General features: G+C 69.4%; 15 protein-coding genes. 6 read left to right on the forward strand and 9 right to left on the reverse strand.

Annotation, left to right across the window (positions count from 1 at the left end):
* On the reverse strand, positions 1-1,263 hold the full coding sequence (waaA, locus tag LQ772_RS14560; RefSeq protein WP_231321765.1) for a lipid IV(A) 3-deoxy-D-manno-octulosonic acid transferase: 1,263 nt from the start codon (positions 1,261-1,263) through the stop codon (positions 1-3).
* Between the two features lie 240 nt (positions 1,264-1,503).
* Between waaA and lpxL the strand changes: the two genes are divergently transcribed.
* On the forward strand, positions 1,504-2,415 hold the full coding sequence (gene lpxL / locus LQ772_RS14565; protein ID WP_231321766.1) for an LpxL/LpxP family Kdo(2)-lipid IV(A) lauroyl/palmitoleoyl acyltransferase: 912 nt from the start codon (positions 1,504-1,506) through the stop codon (positions 2,413-2,415).
* Here lpxL and LQ772_RS14570 read toward each other — a convergent pair.
* The 4 genes from LQ772_RS14570 to LQ772_RS14585 form a co-directional block, all read right to left on the reverse strand.
* Entirely contained in the window at positions 2,406-3,188 is a 783-nt protein-coding gene (locus LQ772_RS14570) for a glycosyltransferase family 2 protein (protein ID WP_231321767.1), read from the reverse strand. The two genes, lpxL and LQ772_RS14570, sit on opposite strands and share 10 nt — an antisense overlap.
* Entirely contained in the window at positions 3,178-4,449 is a 1,272-nt protein-coding gene (locus LQ772_RS14575; protein WP_231321770.1) for an O-antigen ligase family protein, read from the reverse strand. Before LQ772_RS14575 ends, LQ772_RS14570 begins: the two co-directional genes overlap by 11 nt.
* Positions 4,450-4,584: 135 nt before the next feature.
* On the reverse strand, positions 4,585-5,709 hold the full coding sequence (locus tag LQ772_RS14580) for a glycosyltransferase (RefSeq protein WP_231321772.1): 1,125 nt from the start codon (positions 5,707-5,709) through the stop codon (positions 4,585-4,587).
* 87 nt (positions 5,710-5,796) lie between these two features.
* On the reverse strand, positions 5,797-6,003 hold the full coding sequence (locus LQ772_RS14585) for a zinc-finger domain-containing protein (protein WP_231321774.1): 207 nt from the start codon (positions 6,001-6,003) through the stop codon (positions 5,797-5,799).
* Between the two features lie 250 nt (positions 6,004-6,253).
* Here LQ772_RS14585 and LQ772_RS14590 point away from each other — a divergent pair, with 250 nt between their 5' ends.
* Positions 6,254-7,513 (forward strand): Yip1 family protein, encoded by a 1,260-nt coding sequence (locus tag LQ772_RS14590; protein ID WP_231321775.1) that lies wholly within the window; start codon positions 6,254-6,256, stop codon positions 7,511-7,513.
* A gap of 123 nt (positions 7,514-7,636) precedes the next feature.
* Here LQ772_RS14590 and LQ772_RS14595 read toward each other — a convergent pair whose 3' ends face one another.
* Both LQ772_RS14595 and LQ772_RS14600 read right to left on the reverse strand, forming a co-directional pair.
* Complete coding sequence (locus LQ772_RS14595) at positions 7,637-8,215, reverse strand: YceI family protein (RefSeq protein WP_231321777.1); 579 nt, start codon at positions 8,213-8,215, stop codon at positions 7,637-7,639.
* Positions 8,216-8,235: 20 nt separating this feature from the next.
* Positions 8,236-8,841 (reverse strand): malonic semialdehyde reductase, encoded by a 606-nt coding sequence (locus LQ772_RS14600; RefSeq protein WP_231321778.1) that lies wholly within the window; start codon positions 8,839-8,841, stop codon positions 8,236-8,238.
* 136 nt (positions 8,842-8,977) lie between these two features.
* Between LQ772_RS14600 and LQ772_RS14605 the strand changes: the two genes are divergently transcribed.
* Positions 8,978-9,943, forward strand: coding sequence for a mitochondrial fission ELM1 family protein (locus LQ772_RS14605; RefSeq protein ID WP_231321779.1), 966 nt, complete (start codon positions 8,978-8,980; stop codon positions 9,941-9,943).
* 66 nt (positions 9,944-10,009) lie between these two features.
* Here LQ772_RS14605 and glnE read toward each other — a convergent pair whose 3' ends face one another.
* Positions 10,010-12,853 (reverse strand): bifunctional [glutamate--ammonia ligase]-adenylyl-L-tyrosine phosphorylase/[glutamate--ammonia-ligase] adenylyltransferase, encoded by a 2,844-nt coding sequence (gene glnE, locus LQ772_RS14610; protein WP_231321780.1) that lies wholly within the window; start codon positions 12,851-12,853, stop codon positions 10,010-10,012.
* Between the two features lie 130 nt (positions 12,854-12,983).
* Between glnE and LQ772_RS14615 the strand changes: the two genes are divergently transcribed.
* From LQ772_RS14615 to LQ772_RS14625, 3 genes are all read left to right on the forward strand, one after another.
* Complete coding sequence (locus tag LQ772_RS14615) at positions 12,984-14,870, forward strand: LTA synthase family protein (protein WP_231321781.1); 1,887 nt, start codon at positions 12,984-12,986, stop codon at positions 14,868-14,870.
* 178 nt (positions 14,871-15,048) lie between these two features.
* Entirely contained in the window at positions 15,049-15,603 is a 555-nt protein-coding gene (locus tag LQ772_RS14620; RefSeq protein ID WP_231321782.1) for a hypothetical protein, read from the forward strand.
* A 225-nt stretch (positions 15,604-15,828) separates the two neighbouring features.
* Positions 15,829-16,167: a hypothetical protein gene (locus LQ772_RS14625; RefSeq protein ID WP_231321783.1), complete on the forward strand. Its 339-nt coding sequence runs from the start codon at positions 15,829-15,831 to the stop codon at positions 16,165-16,167.
* Positions 16,168-16,205: 38 nt separating this feature from the next.
* Here the strand turns inward: LQ772_RS14625 and LQ772_RS14630 are convergent, their stop codons facing one another.
* On the reverse strand, positions 16,206-18,050 hold the full coding sequence (locus tag LQ772_RS14630; protein ID WP_231321784.1) for an ABC transporter ATP-binding protein: 1,845 nt from the start codon (positions 18,048-18,050) through the stop codon (positions 16,206-16,208).
* Positions 18,051-18,437: the final 387 nt, after the last annotated feature.

Below are 18,437 nucleotides of genomic sequence, written 5' to 3' on the forward strand. Positions count from 1 at the left end.
TTATTCCTCCAGCACGCGGTCGACCAGTTCCATCACCCGCCCTACGGCACCCCGCTCGCTGTCGAACACGCGGCGCGCCTGGCGCCCCATCCGCTCGCGCTGGCGTTCGTCACGCAACAGATCGAGCACGGCGTGGCCCAGCTGGTCCACGTGTTCGACGCGGTTGGCACCGCCCTCGCGGATCAGCGTGAGGGTGATCTCCTCGAAATTGAACGTATGCGGACCGACCAGCACTGGCCGCGCCAGCGCCGCCGGTTCCAGCACGTTGTGCCCGCCGATCGGCACCAGGCTGCCTCCGACGAAGGCCAGGTCCGCGGCTGCGTAGAACGGCATCAGTTGTCCCATCGCGTCGATCACGAACACCTGGTGCGCGCCGGGCACCTGCTCGACGCTGCGCGTGGCGACGGTGAAGCCCAGGCTGCGCGCCGAGTGTTCCACCAGCTTGAAGCGCTCCGGATGCCGCGGCGCGATCAGCAGCAAAGCGTCGGGCAGCCGGCGCAGCACGTCCAGGTGCGCTTCCAGCACCGCCAGCTCCTCGCCCTCGTGCGTGCTGGCAGCGATCCATACGGGCCGGCGCGGGCCCCATTGCACGCGTAGCGCGGCCCCCTTGTCGACGGCGCCATCGGGTACGGGCATGTCGAACTTGAGGTTGCCGCTGACCACCAGTTGCGCAGGGTCCGCGCCCAGCAGGCGGTAGCGCGCGGCGTCGGTGCGCGACTGGGCGGCGATCTGTCGCACCGTGCGCAGCGCCGAACGGACCAAGGAGCGCAGCGGCCGGTAGCCACGCATCGAACGTTCGGACAGCCGAGCGTTGACGATCATGAGCGGAATGCCGCGACGGCGGCAGGCGAAGTAGAGATTCGGCCAGATCTCCGTTTCCACGATCAACGCCAGTCGGGGGCGCACCCGCTTCAGGAAGCGATGCACCGCGAATGGCAGGTCATAGGGCAGGTAGACATGGAAGACGCTGTCGCCGAACAGCTGGTGCACGCGCGCCGAACCCGTCGGAGTCACGGTGGTAACCACCAGCGGTGCGTTGGGGTAGTCGCGCCTGAGCGCCTTGATCAGCGGTTCGGCCGCATTGACCTCGCCGACCGACACCGCGTGCACCCACAGGCTTCCACTGAACTGCGGCGGCTGGAACAGGCCGAAGCGCTCCGGCCAGCGCCGGTGGTAATTGCCGTAGCGCGCGCCACGGATCATCAGGCGCAGCACGATCAGCGGCGTCGCCAGGTACATCACGAAGGTGTAGAGATAGCGCAACGGGAGGCCAGGCCGGAAGGACGTCAGGAATTATAGGGCCCCTGCTCACTCCGCCTCCGCAGAGCGCAACAACCCGGGCTTGTCGAAGGCGTCGGGTCGAGTCAGTCAAGACTAGCGGGGAGAACCATGCGAACCGGCAGCCTTGATGAAACGCGCCGAGCGTCGCCCAAAAAAAACTCACCGCCGGAAGTGAGAGGGCTTCCGCGCGGTCCATCCCCGTACAATCCCCCGATGCCCGGCATGCCCCGCCCCTCCTTCGATCGCGCCCTGCTCGCCCCGCGCCACTGGCCCGCGTGGCTGGGCGTGGGGGTGATCTGGCTGATCGCCCGTTTGCCTTATCCGCTCCTGTTGCGGCTGGGTTGCGGGCTCGGCGCGCTGATCCGCCACGTGCCCTCGCGTCGTCGCCGCGTGGCCGAGGCCAACGTTGCATTGTGCTTTCCCGAACTGGACGCCCGCGCGCAGGCGGCACTGGTCGATGCGCACCTGACCGACATCGGGCTGATGCTGGTCGAGTTCGCGCTGGGCTGGATGGGATCCGATCGCGCGATCGCACGCATCCCCACGCGCATCGAGGGCCTGGAGCACCTGGAGGCCGCGCACGCGCAGGGCCAGGGCGTACTGCTCGTTGGCGGGCATTTTTCGCATCTGGAGTTGTGCGCGCGGCTGATCTCCCGTCGCATCCCGATCGCCGGCATGTACCGGCGCATGGACTCGGCCGTGTTCGAGTGGACCGTGCTGCGCGCGCGTCTCCACTATGCGGCGGCCATGTTCGAGAAGGACGACATCCGGGGTACGGTGAAGTACCTGCGCGGCGGCGGCACGCTCTGGTATGCCCCGGACCAGGACATGCGCAGCAAGGACAGCGTGTTCGTGCCGTTCTTCGGCGTGCCTGCCGCGACCATCACCGCGACACACCATCTTGCTCGGATGGGACAGGCGCAGGTGATTCCGTTCTTCCACCAGCGCCTGCCCGACGGCGGCTACGCCATGCGGCTGGGCGCGCCGCTGCCGATGGACGGCGACGCGGCCACCGATACCGCACGGGTCAACGCCAGCATCGAACAAATGGTGCGCGCGGCGCCCGCGCAGTACCTGTGGGTGCACAAGCGCTTCAAGACCCGGCCGCCCGGCGCACCCGCGGTCTACCGCTGACGCGGATGGCGCAGCGCCCCGGGCGCGCTGCGCACGCGTGCCTCGTGCAGCTTGGCGTACTTGAGGAAGGCGTAGAAGGCGTGCACGCGCGCCGCGATGAAACCCGCCCAGCCCGCGCGCCAGTGGCCGCGCAACAGGTAGAAGCGCAGAAAGGCGATCGTCGGATAGGCGACCAGTCGCCAACCCAGCCAGGCGCGCTGGCGGCGCGCGTCATCGGCCGCCTGCAACGTGGAGTAGCGGTTGGCCTTGTCCACGCGGCCGGCGATATCCGGTTCGCCAAAATGGTCGAGCACCACGTCGAGCCTGCCGACCGGCCCGTCCACATGGACCGCTTCGTGCACGCTGTGCCCACTCATTTGCGCGCGTTCGCGATCGAACAGCCGCACGTAGTGATTGAGCCGCGCACGCGGCGACTGCCAGCGCCAGAACACCCATTCGCGCCGCCACAGCTGGTACCCGGCGCAGGCCGGACCTTCCAGCGCGCGCAGCATGGGCGCGACGGCATCGGGCGGCAGCGCCTCGTCCGAATCCAGCAGCAGCACCCAGCGATGCCGGGCCAGGTCGATCGCAGCCTGTTTCTGTGCGCTGTAGCCGGCGAACGCCTGTTCGTGCACGCGCGCGCCGTGGCGCCGCGCGATCGCCGCGGTGGCGTCGGTGGAACCCGAATCGAGCACCACGATGTCGTCGGCCCACTTCACCGATCCCAGGCAGGCATCCAGCGTGTCCGCGCTGTTGAAGGTGGTGACCACCACCGATAACGGCTCACGCATCACCGTCCTCCATGACGACATCCTCTATCACGTATAGCGCCGCGCACCAGAGCCCCAGCAGCCAGGCGAACAACAGTCCCCACCACGCCGAGTAGAAGGCCAGGTGGGTGTTGAACGGAAACAGCATCACCGCCAGCGCCACCGTGGCGGGGAACGCCCGCGCGCGTGCCGCCGCGCCCTGCCGGCGCCACGCGCGAAGCCCCCAGAACGTCGCGGCCAGCCAGAGCATCAGCCCGATCGCGCCGGTCTCGCTCAGCACCTCCAGCACCAGCTGGTGCGCGTGGCAGGCGCCCTCGCCCGAGCCGCAGGCCTCTTCGACTAGGAAGTGGTCGTTGGCCGGCGCGTAGTCGGGATAGGCGTAGCGGAAGCCGCGCACGCCCACGCCGTTCCAGGGATGGTCCGCGACCATCCGCGCGCTGGCGCGCCAGATCGCCGGCCGGCCGGTGAGCGCCTCGTCCAGCCCCTGGGGTTCGTCCGCGAACACCGCGAGGGTGCGTTCCATGCGATCCTGGAAGCGACCGGACGTATGCCAGGCCACCGTGCCGGCCAGAACCACCATCACCGCGCCCAGCGCGCACCAGAGCGCGAAGCGATAGGCCGAGCCAGCCTCGCGCCAGGCGAATGCGAGCGCCACCAGGCCGTAGCAGAGCCAGCCCGCGCGCGAGCCGGCCAGGAGCACCGGCCCCAGCACCAGCAGGAAAGCCAGCATCAGCCCCGGGCGTCCCCAGCGCTCGCGGGCTGCCCACAGCGCGAACGGTGCGAGCACCGCCAGCGTCGGCCCGAGCTTGAGGTTATCCGCGCCGAAGATGCCCGACACGCGCTCGGCATCGGCAGGACCGCCAAGGCTGAAGCCGGTGAATGCCTGCAGCCAAGCGTCGGCCACCCACACGGCGATAACGGCGGCGACCGCGAAGAACAGCGCGCGCAGCCTGGCATCACGACGGATCGCGAAGCAGGCGTACAGCCCCAGTGGCACGTACCGCAGCAGGCCGGCGGTGGCGCCCCAGCTCTTGCCCGGCGCCACCGCATCGAACGAGGACAGCAGCGCGGCGCCGACGTAGCAGGCCAGCAACACCAGCAGCAGGCGCGCACCGGCGTGCCCATCCAGCGCCCGCGGGTGGCGCACGAACAAGAGGATGGTGCCGATCAGGCACAGCAGCGTCCCCAGTTCCGAACTTCGCCCGACCGGCAGCAACGCGATCACCAGCCAGAATGGCAGCAAGGGCGAACGCAGCGCGGCAGCTATCGGTCGGATCGCGGGCATCCGGGGATTGTAGGCGCGGCGGCTCCGTGCCTGCTGGCAAGCCTTGCAAGGATGTGCCGGCGGGCGATGTTTCCAGCCGCGGGCGCCGCCATGAGTCGCATGGCTCCTCGTGCGGCCCGGAACGGCGGCAGTCGATCAGCCGGCCACTTCCCCATACAGTGCCAGTACCGCCTGTTGCATGTCCGACAGCCGGTAGCTCTGCAGCATCGGGATCGGCGGCGCCACGCGCAGCAGTTCGGCGGCACGCTCGACCAGCTTCTGGCGGTCGCCCACCGGCACGCGACCGGCCGGGTACAGCTCGGCCAGCAGTTCGCCGACGCCGCCGTGGGCGTAGCCAAGCACGGGACGACACAGCGAGAGTGCCTCGACCACGGTGCGCCCGAACGATTCGGGCTTGGTCGACAGCTGCAGGATCAGTGCGGACACCGCGTAGATGTCGCGCACGTCGTTGCGGGGCGCCGTCAGCACCACCTGCGCCTCGACGTCGCGCTCGCGGATCAGTTGCCGGAGCTCTTCCACGTAGGCCTCGCGGCCCGGCTCGATCACGCCCAGCAACAACAGGCGCGCCTCGATGCCGCGGCGCTTGAGCTCGGCCATCAGCTCGATCGCCTCGTGGTGGCCCTTCAGGCGCGTGCCACGGCCCGGCAGGGTCAGCAGCGGTGCGCCGGCCAACTGCGGGTACTCGGCGAAGAAGGCCTTCTGCCAGGCGTCGTCCGGACGATGGCCGTACGGGAACGCCTCCGGGTCGATGCCGCGCGGAATCACTTTCACTCGCGTCGGATCCAGCCACGGATAGTGGCTCAGGGCGTAGTCGCGCATCGTCTGCGAGACGGCGATGACCCGCTCGCCGCGCAACAGGATCGAGCTGTAGCGGCCGGGCGAGTTGAGCCCGTGCACGGTGGTGACGAAATGCGGACGCGGATTCAGCCCGCGCAAGGCCCACCAGCCCATCCATCCGGGCAGGCGCGAGCGGGCATGCACGATGTCGGGCTTCAGTTCGCGCAGCCGACGGCGCAGCGCGCCCAGGTGCAACAGCGTGCGCGGCGACTTGGTGCCGATGTCCAGGGTGACGTGCTCGCTGCCCTCGGCCTCCAGCTGCGCCACCAGGCGGCCGCCGGAGGAGATCACGATCGAGCGGTGCCCCGCTTCCACCAGCGCCCGACCCACTTCCAGCGTCGAACGCTCCGCCCCGCCCGTATGCAGCGCCGGGATCAGCTGGACGACAACCAGGCGCCGGGTGGGGGTGACGACGGCAGACATGAGGGGTTGTTGGGTGGCCTTCATCCACCTGGGCAAGCAGCGATCGTGCCGAATGCCGCCGTTCAGGAACCGGCCGGGGGCCCGGGTTCAGTCGCGCAGGACGTAATGCGCGCCGCAGTAAGGACAGACGGACTCCCCGCCGTCCTCGACGATCGGCAGGTAGACCTTCGGATGCGAGTTCCACAGCGACATCGCCGGCATCGGACAGGACAGCGGCAGGTCGTTGCGCGTCACTTCGTAACGATTTTCGGCATTCGCCGGGATCGGCGCGGCCTCGGGCAGGGGGCGCGACATGGCAGGCTCCAGGAAGGGGACGTCGAGCCGCCCATGGTAGCAGGGGCACACGCCGGCAACGCGCGGGCGACCACGGCCGCGACCCCGCACTGGACTTCGACGCGCCGTTGCCATCAACTGTGCGCCGGCGTCGCCCGAAGGGGCGGTCGACGCATCGAAGGGGGACGACCGTGGATGGGACGTGGCCCGGCGCCGCGACCCTGACGCTGGCCATCCGTTGCCGCATTCATACGTCGCAAGGGGAACTACCATGGATCTCGGAAAAGCCATCGCGCGCGCAAAAGCCATCCTGGCCTCGCCCAGGACCGAGTGGCCGGTCGCGGCCGCCGAACCGGCCAGCATCGGCGGCCTGTACACCACCTACATCGTCTGGATCGCCGCATTGCCGGCGATCGCCGGCTTCATCAAGAGCAGCCTGATCGGCACCGGATTCATGGGCGTGCACGTGCGCACGCCGATCGGTGCGGGCATCGCCGGCATGGTGCTGCAATACCTGCTGTCGCTGGCCCTGGCCTACGTCATGGCGCTGGTGATCAATGCCCTGGCCGGCACCTTCAATGGCCAGAAGGACATGGTGCAGGCGCTCAAGACGGTCGCCTATTCCTGGACCGCCTCGTGGGTCGCGGGCATCGCGGTGATCATTCCGTGGCTCGGCTGGCTGATCGCGATCGCAGGCGCGATCTACGGCATCTACCTGCTTTACCTGGGCCTGCCCTTCACCATGAAGTGCCCGCCCGAAAAGGCCGGCGGCTACACGGCGCTGGCCGTGATCATCGCCATCGTGCTGAGCTGGATCGTGGGCCTGATCGTGGCGGGCGTGATCGGTACCGCTGCCTACACCGGCGCGGCCATGACCGGCACCCACCTGGGCAGCACCAGCGACAACGTCACCGTCGATCCGGACAGCGCGCTCGGCAAGCTGGCGGCCATGGGCGAGCGCGCCGAACAGGCGAGCAAGGAAATGGACGCGGCGCAGAAGTCCGGCGACAGCGCTGCCCAGCAGGCGGCCATGAACAAGATGATGGGCGCGGCGATGGGCAACGACGGCGACGTGCAGGCGCTGTCCACCGAGCAGGTCAAGGCCTTCCTGCCCGAGACCCTGCTCGGCCTCAAGCGCACCAGCAGCTCGGCCCAGCGCAGCAACGCGATGGGCATGCAGGTCACCGAGGCGCATGCCGAGTACGGCGACAGCAACGGCCGCACCGTCACGCTGGAAGTCACCGACACGGGCACCGCCAAGGGCCTGATGGCGATGGCCGGCGCGATGGCGCCGGAGGAAGAGCGCAGCACCGACCACGGCTACGAGAAGACCTACACCGCCGATGGCCGCCTCACGCACGAGGCATGGGACGATCAGTCCAGGAGCGGCGAGTACAGCGTGGTGGTCGGCCAGCGCTTCACGGTCAAGGCCAACGGCAATGCCGGCAGCATCGACGAGCTGAAGCAGGCCGTGGCCAGCGTCGACCTGGGCAAGCTCGAAGCGATGCGCGAGGAAGGCGTGCGGCATTGACCGCAGGATGGGCTCCAGTCCACCGTCCGGGTCCAATGCGGCGGACTGAAGCCCACCCTGCAAAGAAGAAGCCCGCGCCATCGCGACGCGGGCTTCTTCGTTTTCAACCGGGCACCGGCGCCGTCACTTACCCGCCGAACCCTCGGTCGTGATGCGCAGGCTGATCTCGTCGCTCACGTTGGGCACGTACGCCGACACGCCGAAATCCGAGCGCTTGAGCGTGCCGGTCGCATCGAAGCCGATCGACGGATCGCCGCTCATCGGATGCTTGCCGATCCTGTTGAGCGTGGCATCGAGCACCACCGGTTTGGTCACGCCGTGCACGGTGAGGTTGCCGGTAATGCGGAAATGGTCCTTGCCCAGCGGCTCGACCTTCGTGCTCTTGTAGGTCACGGTCGGGTACTTGGCCACGTCGAGGAAGTCGGGCTTGGCCAGGTGCTCGTCGAGCGCCGGCACGTGCGTGTCCAGCCCGGCCATCGGCAAGGTCACGTCCACGCTGGCCTGCTCCGGATGATCCGGATCGAACACCAGCGTGCCCTGCCCCAGGCCCAGTTCCGCGGTCGGGTGGGAGAAGCCGAAATGGCTCCAGCTGAACAGCACCATCGTGTGGTGCGGATCCAGCTGATAGGTGACCGGCGCCGCCTGGACGAGCGCCGCGGCGCCGAACAACCCGGCGAAAAGAACAGCTTTGAACGTGCGCATGCGTAACTCCTGTGGGGGTTTCAGACGATCCGGCAGACTTCGTCGAACGCGAAGCGGTCCTCGCGCGGACGCAGCACGGCGGGGTTGCCGTAGCCGATGTTGATCATGAAATTCGAGCGGATCTTCGTGCCGGCGAAAAAGGTCTCGTCCACCAGCGTGTTGTTGAAGCCGGACATCGGGCCACAATCGAGCCCCATCGCGCGCGCGGCCATGATCAGGTAGGCGCCCTGCAGACTGGAGTTGCGGAACGCCGTCCCCTCGATCGCGGCCGGTTTGCCGGCGAACCAGTCGATCGCGTCCGGCGATTCCTTGTAGAGCCGCGGCAGGTGCTCGTAGAAGGCGTGGTCCGCCGCCACGATCACGGTGACCGGTGCGGCCATGCTCTGGTCGCGGTTGCCGCGGTCCAGCGCTGGCTCGAGCCTGGCCTTGGCCTCCGGCGAGCGCACGAACACGAAGCGCGCGGGCGAGGCATTCGCGCTGGTCGGCGCGAGCCTGGCGAGATCGTAGATCGCGTGCAGCTGCGCGTCGCTGACCGGCTTGTCCAGCCACGCCTCGGCCGAACGGCGATAGGTGCGCGCGGTGCGGAACAACTGGTCGAGGGCGGCCTCGGAAAGCACTTCGCTCATGAGTATCCTTTGCGTTCTTGGCGCGCCATCCGGCGCGGGCGATCCACAAGTGTAAGCCCAAGGGCGTGGGTGGTCGGGTGAGGAACGGGGAACCCAGCGTGCAGAATCCGACAACAATCGAGCGGGCGGCCATCGCGTGAGCGCACCGCGCGAGGAATGCTGGGTCATCACCGACGCCGCTGCCGGAAACCAGCGCCAGGCGCTGGCGCTGGCCGAGCGTCTGGGCCTGCCGGTCCGGCCACTGGTGATCGCGCCGCGCGGACCGTGGGCCTGGCTGGCGCCGCGGTTGGTGCTGGGCGCCGAACTCGCGGTGCCACCGGCCGAGCGGGCGCGCCTGGCGCCGCCGTGGCCGCGCGTGGCGGTCGGCTGCGGGCGCGCCGCGGCGCTGTTCACGCGTGCGCTTCGGATCTGGTCCGGCGGGCTTTGCCGCACCGTGCAGATCCTCGATCCGCGGGTCGATCCGAAGCACTGGGACCTGATCGTCGCGCCGCGCCATGACGGCCTCGCCGGACCGAACGTGCTTACACCAGCGGGTTCGCTCAACCCCATCGATGACGAATGGCTGGCCGACGCCCGCGACGCCTGGCCGCGCTTGGCCGACCTGCCCGAGCCACGCGTGGGCGTGCTGCTGGGTGGCCCGCGCCACGGCATCCCGCTGGACGAGGCCTGGACCCGCGCCTTCATCGGCGGCCTGCGTGCGGTGCATGAGCGTGATGGCGGCAGCCTGCTCGTCCTCGCCTCGCGGCGCACGCCGCCGAGCCTTGCGGCGGCCCTGCGCACCGCGTTCAGCGCCACCCCGGGCGTGCACTGGCGCGGCGAGGCGGACGGCCCCAACCCCTATCCGGGCGTCCTGGCCTGGGCCGACCGCCTGGTGGTCACGCCCGATTCTGTCAACATGCTCTCCGAAGCCTGCGCCGTCGGCTGCCCCGTCCACACCTTCGCGCCTGCGCCGCTGCCGGACAAGCTCGCCCGTTTCCATCAGGCGCTGCGCGACAGCGGGCTGTTGCACGACCTCCGGGCCGATGCGCCGACGCGCCAGCCACCGTTGCGCGAAACCGAGCGCATCGCCGCCACCGTGCGACGGCGACTCGGGTTGCGCTGAGCCGCGCATCGCCGCGAGCCCCACCCTTACCCCGGCCTCTCCGCCAAAGGAGAGGGAGCAGAAACATCAGGCGAAATCGAAGCCCAAGGCCACGGTCACCACGCGCACTTCGGCGCACATGGCTTCGAGCGCTGCCTCGCGCGGCGCAATCCGCGGCCGCAGATCGAGTGTGCAGGTCAGCGCCCGCTGCAACAGATCGGCATGCACGCGCGCGAGCGTCTCTGCCTGACCGTCATCGAGCAGGGCGGCACGCCGGCACGCATCGATCAGCGACGCGTTGGCCGTGTTGGCCAGCAATTGCGGACACGCCGCCGCATGCGCGAGCACGAGCCCCTGCAACGCGAACTCGATGTCCAGCAGGGCGCCATGTCCCTGTTTGAGATCCAGCCGCGCCTCGTCCGAGCGATCCCGCTCCGCCCGCCAGCGCTGACGCATCTGACTCACCTCCGCCAGCACCGCATCGCGCTCGCGCGGCACCGCGAGCACCTCGCGCCGGACCTCGCCCAACGCGTGGCCCAGTCCCGCGTCGCCCGCCACCGCGCGCGCGCGCAGCAGGGCCTGGTGCTCCCAGGTCCACGCACGGCTGCGCTGGTAGGCATCGAAGGCCTCCAGGCTGCTCACCAGCAGCCCTTTCGAACCGTCGGGGCGCAGCCGCGTGTCCACTTCGTACAGGCGCCCGGCGCGGGTCAGCAGGGACAGCCAGTTCATCACGCGCTGCGCAAGGCGCTGGTACCAGCGCGAACCGTCGATGGGGCGGGCGCCATCGCTGGTGAGCTGGGCGCGCGCGCCGTCGAACACGAACACCAGGTCCAGGTCCGAGGCGAATCCCAGCTCGTCGCCACCGAGGCTGCCGTAGCCGAAGACGGCAAAGCCCGAGCCCTCCCCCGGCAACCGCCCATGCTGCGCGGCAAGCTCGCGCTCGGCCAGCGCGGTGACCGCCTCGACCACGGAAGCGGCCAGCGCGGCCAGGCGTCGCGAGGTGGCCACGGCGTCGGCACGCCCGTCGTTGAAGGCCAGGCCCAGGCGGAAGGCGATGCTCGCCTTGAACTCGTTGATGCGCTCCAGCTCCGCCTCCGCCTCGCGCTCGTCCAGCGTACCGAGCACGCGGCTGATCTCGGCGCTGATGTCGGCGCGCTTGAGCGGGAGCTGGTCGATGCGCGGATCGAGCACGTCGTCCAGCAACAACGGCTGGGCGATCACCCGTTCGGCCAGGAACGCGCTATCGGCGAACAGCCGCGCCAGGCGTGCGCGCGCGGCCGGTTGTTCCTCCAGCAGCGCGAGGTAGGCCGAGCGGCGCGCCACCGCCTGCACCAGCCGGCACAGCCGCAGCAGGCACGGCAGCGGCGCGGCGCTGGCGCGGGCGGCGGCGATGAGGTGCGGCATCAGATGATCGAGCCGCTCGCGCGAGCGCTGCGACATGGCGCGTACCGAAGCGGCCTGCGGCAGCTTGGCGAGGGCTTCGGCCGCCTCGATGCCGGGCACGAAGCCGGCCGCCTCCAGCGCGCCCGGCTCCGGCGTGCCGTGGCAGGCCTGCTGCCACAGCGTGGTATCGGCGACCGCCACGCGGGCCGCGCGTCCGCCGGCGGGCATCAGCACGCTGGCGAAGTCCTCGCTGACGACGGCGCGGTGTTGCGCCAGCTCGGCCTCCAGCGCCTCCCAGTGCTCATGGCCCAGGCCACGGGCGAGACGCTCGCGACTCAACGCATCCTCGGGCAGGTCGTGGGTCTGAGCGTCGCGCAGCATCTGCACGCGGTTCTCGACACGGCGCAGGCAGCGGTAGGCCTCGCGCAACGCCTTGGCGCGCGCTGCGCCGATGTGCCCGCGCGCCTCACAGGCGGCCAGCGCCGGCAACAGGCCACGCACGCGCAGGGACGGTTCGCGCCCGCCGCGGATCAGTTGCTCCAGTTGCACGATGAACTCGATCTCGCGGATGCCGCCGGGACCGAGCTTGAGGTTGTCGGCCAGGTCCTTGCGCGCCACCTCGGCGTCGATCAACGCCTTCATCTCGCGCAGGCCGGCGAAGGCCGTGTAGTCGAGATACTTGCGGTAGACGAACGGGCGCAGCAGTTCCTGCAGCTGCTTGCCGGCCGCGCGGTCGCCGGCCACCGGGCGCGCCTTGATCCAGGCGTAACGCTCCCAGTCGCGGCCTTCGCTCTGGTAGTACTGCTCCATCGCGGCGAACGACAGCGCCAGGCGCCCGGCGTTGCCGAACGGACGCAGGCGCAGGTCCACCCGCGCGCAGATGCCGTCGTCGGTGGGCTCGTTGAGCAGGCGCACCAGGTGGCGCCCCAGCCGCACGAAGTATTCGCTGTTGTCGAGCGAACGCGCGCCATCGCTGTGGCCGGCCTGCGGGTAGGCCAGCACCAGGTCGATGTCCGAGGAGAAGTTGAGCTCGGCACCGCCGAGCTTGCCGAAGCCGATCACCACCAGCCGCTGCGGCGCGCCGTCCTCGCTGCGCGCGTGACCGTAACGCGCGGCCAGCGCGCGCTCGGACCACGCCAGCGCCGCGCCCAGCAGCGCCTCGTACAGCACGCTGGTGGCCGAGAGCGTCTCGGCCAGGTCGTCCAGAGCGTTGACGTCGCGGAACACCAGCCGCAACGCTTCGGCGTGGCGGAACCGGCGCAGCGCCGCCAGCGTGGCGATCTCGTCCTCCGGCAGCGCCAGCGAGCCGATGCGGGTGCCGGCGTCGCCGGCCGAGCGCAGGCGATCCAGGCCGGCCGGCGCCAGCAGTTGTGGCTGCCGTCGCCATACTTCGAAGGCGAAGTCGCTGGCCGCCAGCGTGCGGCGGATACGCTCGGCTACGCCGGCATCGTCGTGCAGCGCCACGCCGGCCGCGCGGCAGCGGGCGGCCAGTTCGGCGTAACGGTCGTCGGTCAGGGCGCGCAGCGCGGGGCTTTCGGGGACGCTCATCCGGCCATTGTGCCGTAGCGTGGGGCCGCATGAACCGCCAGCAACCGCCTGTGGATGGCGAACGCATAGTTCATTTCCGCCCGATTACAGTCACCATTCCATCACGCCGCGCCATCGGACCATTCTTTCCATGATCCTCACCGACCACCCCGCCACGCACTGGCGCGCGCTTGCCGCGCGCGTCCTTGCCGTGGTGCTGATGAGCCTGGCGTTCGTACTGCTGACCGGCCTGATGGATGGCGGTGTGGGCGTGACGCCGCTGCGCATGTTCGACCAGCCGCGTTACCTCCTGGCCAACGCCCTGCCCGGGCTGCTGGCGTCGTGGGCGCTGCTGGCGTTCACCCGGCGGCTGGTGTTTTCGTTCGGGCTGGTGTTCCTGTTCGAGGCGCTGCTCTACCAGATCAACGCATTGAAAGTCGCCAACCTGGGCAACCCGCTGATGCCGGCGGATTTCCTGATGGTCGACCAGCTCAGCAAGGGCGGCGCGCACCTGCTGGTCGGCTACCTGCCGCACAGCCCCTGGCCGTACCTGGGGCTGCTCGCGGGCATCGCCCTGATCGTGGCGATGTGGCGCCTGGAACCCCCGCTGTTCCCGCGCCGCAACTTCGGCAAGCGCTTGCTGGGTGGTGCCCTCGCGGTCGTGCTGCTGGGCAGCCTGCTCGGCGGCGTGGCCGCGTGGGGCAAGCTCTACAACCAGCGCGTCCTGTGGCTCGAGCCCTGGTCGCCTACGGTGACGGCCAACCATTCGGGCCTGGTCAGCTCGCTGCTGCTGTTTCATCAACAGTACGGGCACGGCGGGCACAAGGCCGATCCGGACGCCGCCAAGGCGCTGATCGCGCAGAGCCGACAGGCGCTGGAAGCGCGCCTGGACGCCGCATCGCCCAGCGGCGAGCGACCCGACATCGTGGTGGTGCAGAGCGAGTCGTTCTTCGATCCGAGCATCATGCGCGGCTACCAGGACCGTCACTTCACCCCCAACCTCGACCGACTGGAGAAGCGCGGCGTCAGCGGTCCGCTGCACGTGCCGACGTTCGGCGGCGGCACCATCCGCACCGAGTTCGAAGTGCTCACCGGCCTGTCGCTGCGCTATTTCGACGAACTGCAGTTTCCCTACCTGACGCTCGAGCAGAAGGTGGTGCCCAGCGTGGTGCGCACGCTGCGCGCGCATGGCTACAGCACCACCGCGATCCACGGCAACGATCCGGCGTTCTGGAACCGTGCCGCGGCCTTTCGCAAGATCGGCTTCGATCGCTTCGTTTCGCAGTCCTCGTTCCCGAAGGACTCGCCCAACGACGGCAAGTACATGGCCGACAGCGCGATGACCGACGAGATCATGCGCCAGCTCAAGGACTCGGGCCCGCCGCAGTTCCTGTTCGCGATCAGCATCGAGGCGCACGGTCCCTACGACGTGCCGCCGACGGACGTCGCCGCGCGCGATGCCATCCCGGTCCCGCCCGGCATCAGCGGTCGCGACAAGCAGGAGCTGCAGACCTACCTCTACCACGCCGAGCACGCCGATGCGGAACTGGGCCGGCTGGCCAGATTGCTGGCCCGGCGCGACCGCCCGACCCTGTTGCTGTTCTACGGGGACCACCTGCCCGCCCTGACCAACAGCTACAACGTCACTGGCTTCGTCGACGGCGGCGACATGCTGAGCGAGCCCGGCGTCTGGCTGCTGCTCGACCCGCGCAATCCGGAACCGGCCAAACGCGAGAGCCTGGCCGCCTGGATGCTGCCGGGCAAGCTGCTGGACGCGGCCGGCATCCATGGCGATCCGTACTTCGCGCTGAGCCAGGTGCTGGCGCCGCAGCTGGCCGAACTCACCCGCGCGCCCGGCGCGCCGCAGCCGGAGATGACGGCCGAGCAGAAGGTGATCGACCGCGACATGGCCAGCGTCGCGATGCTGCGCCTGAAGGGCAAGCTGGATGCGCTGATGCCGCAGCTGGCCGCGGCGAGCCATGCGCTGCCACACCCGCAGCCGCCGTCACCCGTGGGCGCTTATGGTGCACGCCCTTGAGCGCGATGGGACGTCCAGACGTCCACCGCTCGTTCACCACGCATGCACAGCGGAGCATTCAGCCATCTGTCCGGCCGCTTAAGCGGACGCAGGCGTATTCATATTGAGGACGGGAAGCCCCGCCTAGGGTCGTGGCTACCGCGGTAAACCCGCGGTTTCCCCACACTGGAGGCATCCCATGCGTAAGACTCTGCTTGCTGCTTTGATCGGTGCCAGCGTGTTCGCCGTCCTGCCTGCCCTGGCGCAGGTCGATCTCGGTGCTGCCAGCCAGGCTGGCGCGGGCGTAAGCGCCGGCGCCAGCGGCGCCGTGAATGGCGCGCCCGGCCAGCTTGGCGCCCAGCCGGGCCAGACCCTGGAGCGGGCGGATCGCCACGCGCACCATGCCACCCGTCACGCGACCGAGCACACTCGTCGCACCCTTGACCGCCATGGCAACGCCAACGTCGACACGACCGCCAGCGGCTCGGCCGGCGCGCGCGAAAGCGATCAGCGAGCCCAGGCGGACGTCGGCGTTCGTGCGGGTGCCCGCGTAGATGCCGGAGCGGCCTCCGACCAGGCCGCCAGCAGCACGCGCGGCGTCGGCGACCAGGTGAGCGATACCGCGCATACCGCAATCGACAGTGCCGGTCGCACCGCGGGATCGGTCGGCGATGCCACCCGCCAAACCGCCACCGAAACTTCGGTCGGTGCCGACGCCAACGCCCGCGCCAAGGCCGACGAGCACGGCCACTGACGGTTCGCCGTAGGGTGGGCTTCCGCCACCGACATTTCCCCCGGGTGGGTTGAGGTCCGCTCTACGGCTGCCACCAGGACTTGCCCGCGCCCGTTCATCCATCTGTCCGGCCGCTTAAGCGCTGTCAAGCCGGTTCAGAGTGCGCTAGGCCGAATGCGCCTAGGGTTACCAAGACCGCGCCAAGACCGCGGGTCGAACCCCGGCGACACCCAAATGGAGGATCCCATGCACAAGACCCTGCTTGCCGCGCTCATCGGCGCCAGCGTGTTCGCCGCGCCTGCATTCGCCCAAGTGATCCCCGGCAGTGCCGGCCAGGCAAGCGCCCATGGCTCGACGCACGCCGGCGCGACCGCGCCGGGCTTGAACGCAAACGCCAGCACCGGCATCGGCACCACAACGTCGACGACCGACGCATCGGGCGCGCAACCGCTCGGCTTGGGCGGCCTGCTCAAGCAAACGCAGGCGGCTGATGCGGCCACCGATACGCCCACCGAAGGCGCCGGTCCGACCGGCGACCTGAACGCGAAAGCCCGCGAGAAGTTGCGCGCCGCGCACGGGCATTGACGCCCCCGGCGGGCAGCTCCGTCTATCGGACTGCCCGCTCAGGCGAGCGCATCTTCCGCGGCGACGAAACCGCCGGTCTGACGCTGCCACAACCTCGCGTACAACCCCCCGTGCGCGATCAACTGCGCATGCGTGCCGCTTTCCACGATCCGCCCCTTGTCCAGCACGACGAGGCGGTCCATCCGGGCGATGGTCGACAGGCGGTGCGCGATGGCGATCACCGTCTTGCCCTCCATGAGCAGGTCAAGGCTTTCCTGGATGGCCGCCTCGGCCTCCGAGTCCAGCGCGCTGGTGGCCTCATCCAGGATCAGGATCGGCGCGTCCTTGAGCAGCACGCGCGCGATCGCAATGCGCTGGCGCTGGCCGCCGGAAAGCTTCACGCCACGCTCGCCCACGTAAGCGTCGTAGCCGCGGCGCCCTTCACCGTCGGACAGCGTCGGGATGAACTCGTCCGCGCGCGCCTTGCGTACCGCCTCGGCAATCTGCATTTCACTGGCGCCGGGGCGACCGTAGAGCAGGTTGTCGCGGATCGAGCGATGCAGCAGCGAGGTGTCCTGGGTAACCACGCCGATCTGCGAGCGCAGGCTTTCCTGGGTGACCCGGGCGATGTCCTGGCCGTCGACGAGGATGTGCCCACCCTCCAGGTCGTACAGCCGCAGCAGCACGTTCACCAGTGTCGACTTGCCCGCGCCGGAAGGGCCGACCAGGCCGATCTTCTCGCCCGCGCGCACGGCAAGATCGAGCCCCGAGATGACGCCACCGGCCTTGCCGTAGTGGAAGTGGATGTCGTCGAAACGTACCTCGCCGCGCGTGACTTCCAGCGGCATCGCGCCCGGCGCGTCCTGCACCGCGCGCGGTTGCGCGATAGTCGTCATGCCGTCCTGCACCGTGCCGATGTTCTCGAAGATGCCGTTGACCACCCACATGATCCAGCCGGACATGTTGTTGATGCGGATCACCAGCCCGGTCGACAACGCGATCGCCCCCACCGTGACCTTGCCGTGGCTCCACAGCCACAGCGCCAGCCCCGAGGTGCCCACGATCAGGAAGCCGTTGAGCGTGGTGATGGTGGCGTCCATCGCGGTGGTCTGGCGCGTCATCGCGCGCGTCTTGTCGACCTGTTCGCGCAGCGCGTCGGCCACGTAGGCCTCCTCCCGCCGCGTGTGTGCGAAGAGCTTGAGCGTGAACACGTTGCTGTAGCCGTCGACGATGCGCCCCATCAGCTTCGAGCGCGCCTCCGAGGCTTTCCACGAACGCTGCCGCGTGCGCGGGATGAAGAACGCCAGCGTGGCGATGTAGAGCAGCAGCCACAGCACCAGCGGCGCCGCCAGCCAGACATCGGCCTGCGCGAACATCACGATGGCGCTTCCGGTGTAGATCGCCACGTACCAGATCGCATCGACGATCTGCACCGCCGATTCGCGCAACGAGCTGCCGGTCTGCATGATGCGGTTGGCGATGCGTCCGGCGAAGTCGTTCTGGAAAAAGGCCAGGCTCTGGCGGATCACGTAGCGGTGGTTCTGCCAGCGGATGCGGGCGGTCACGTTGGGCACGATCGCCTGGTTGACGAGCAGGTCGTGCATGGCGTTGAACATCGGTCGCGCGATGAGCGCCACGAACGCCATCCAGGCCAGCTCGCGTCCGTGCTGACGGAAGAACGCCACGCCCTCGGCCGACTTGGCCATGTCCACCAACCGGCCGATGAAGGCGAACAGCGACACCTCGATGATCGAGACGAAGAAGCCCACCACCAGCACCGCCGCGAACATCGGCCACACCTGGCGCAGGTAGAACAGGTAGAAGCGCCCGGGCGTTGCCGGCGGCATGACATCGACCGGCTCCTTGAACGGGTCGATCAGGGATTCAAACCAGCGGAAGAGCATGGGAGGGCTCACCTGGGGGGAACGCCCATTGTGGACCAGCCGCCGGCACGCCCGCAGTGAACGCTAGCAGCGTCGCCCGAGCGATCCGTGCGGCCACGCTCGCGGGCACGCACGCGTACTGCAATCGCACCTGGCCGCCTCCCTTGCCTTAGGCTCCGAGCGCCCGCGGCAAAGCGGCGGCAGCTCCTCTATGAGCGTCGGATTTACCAGGCAAAGCGAGCTGGCGCCAAGCTCTTCAGCGCCATCGTGTTGCGTCCGGGCCATTTCTTTTGGTTACTTTTCTTTAAGCCAGCCAAGAAAAGTGACTCGAGCGCCGTCGGGCAATCGAAAGCCCGCGGCAGGCGAGCCAGGTCGCGGGGAGCCCACGCCAGAGCAGCCACGCAGCGG

Origin of the sequence: Frateuria edaphi, from assembly GCF_021117405.1 — a bacterium.
GTDB classification, from domain to species: domain Bacteria; phylum Pseudomonadota; class Gammaproteobacteria; order Xanthomonadales; family Rhodanobacteraceae; genus Frateuria_A; species Frateuria_A edaphi.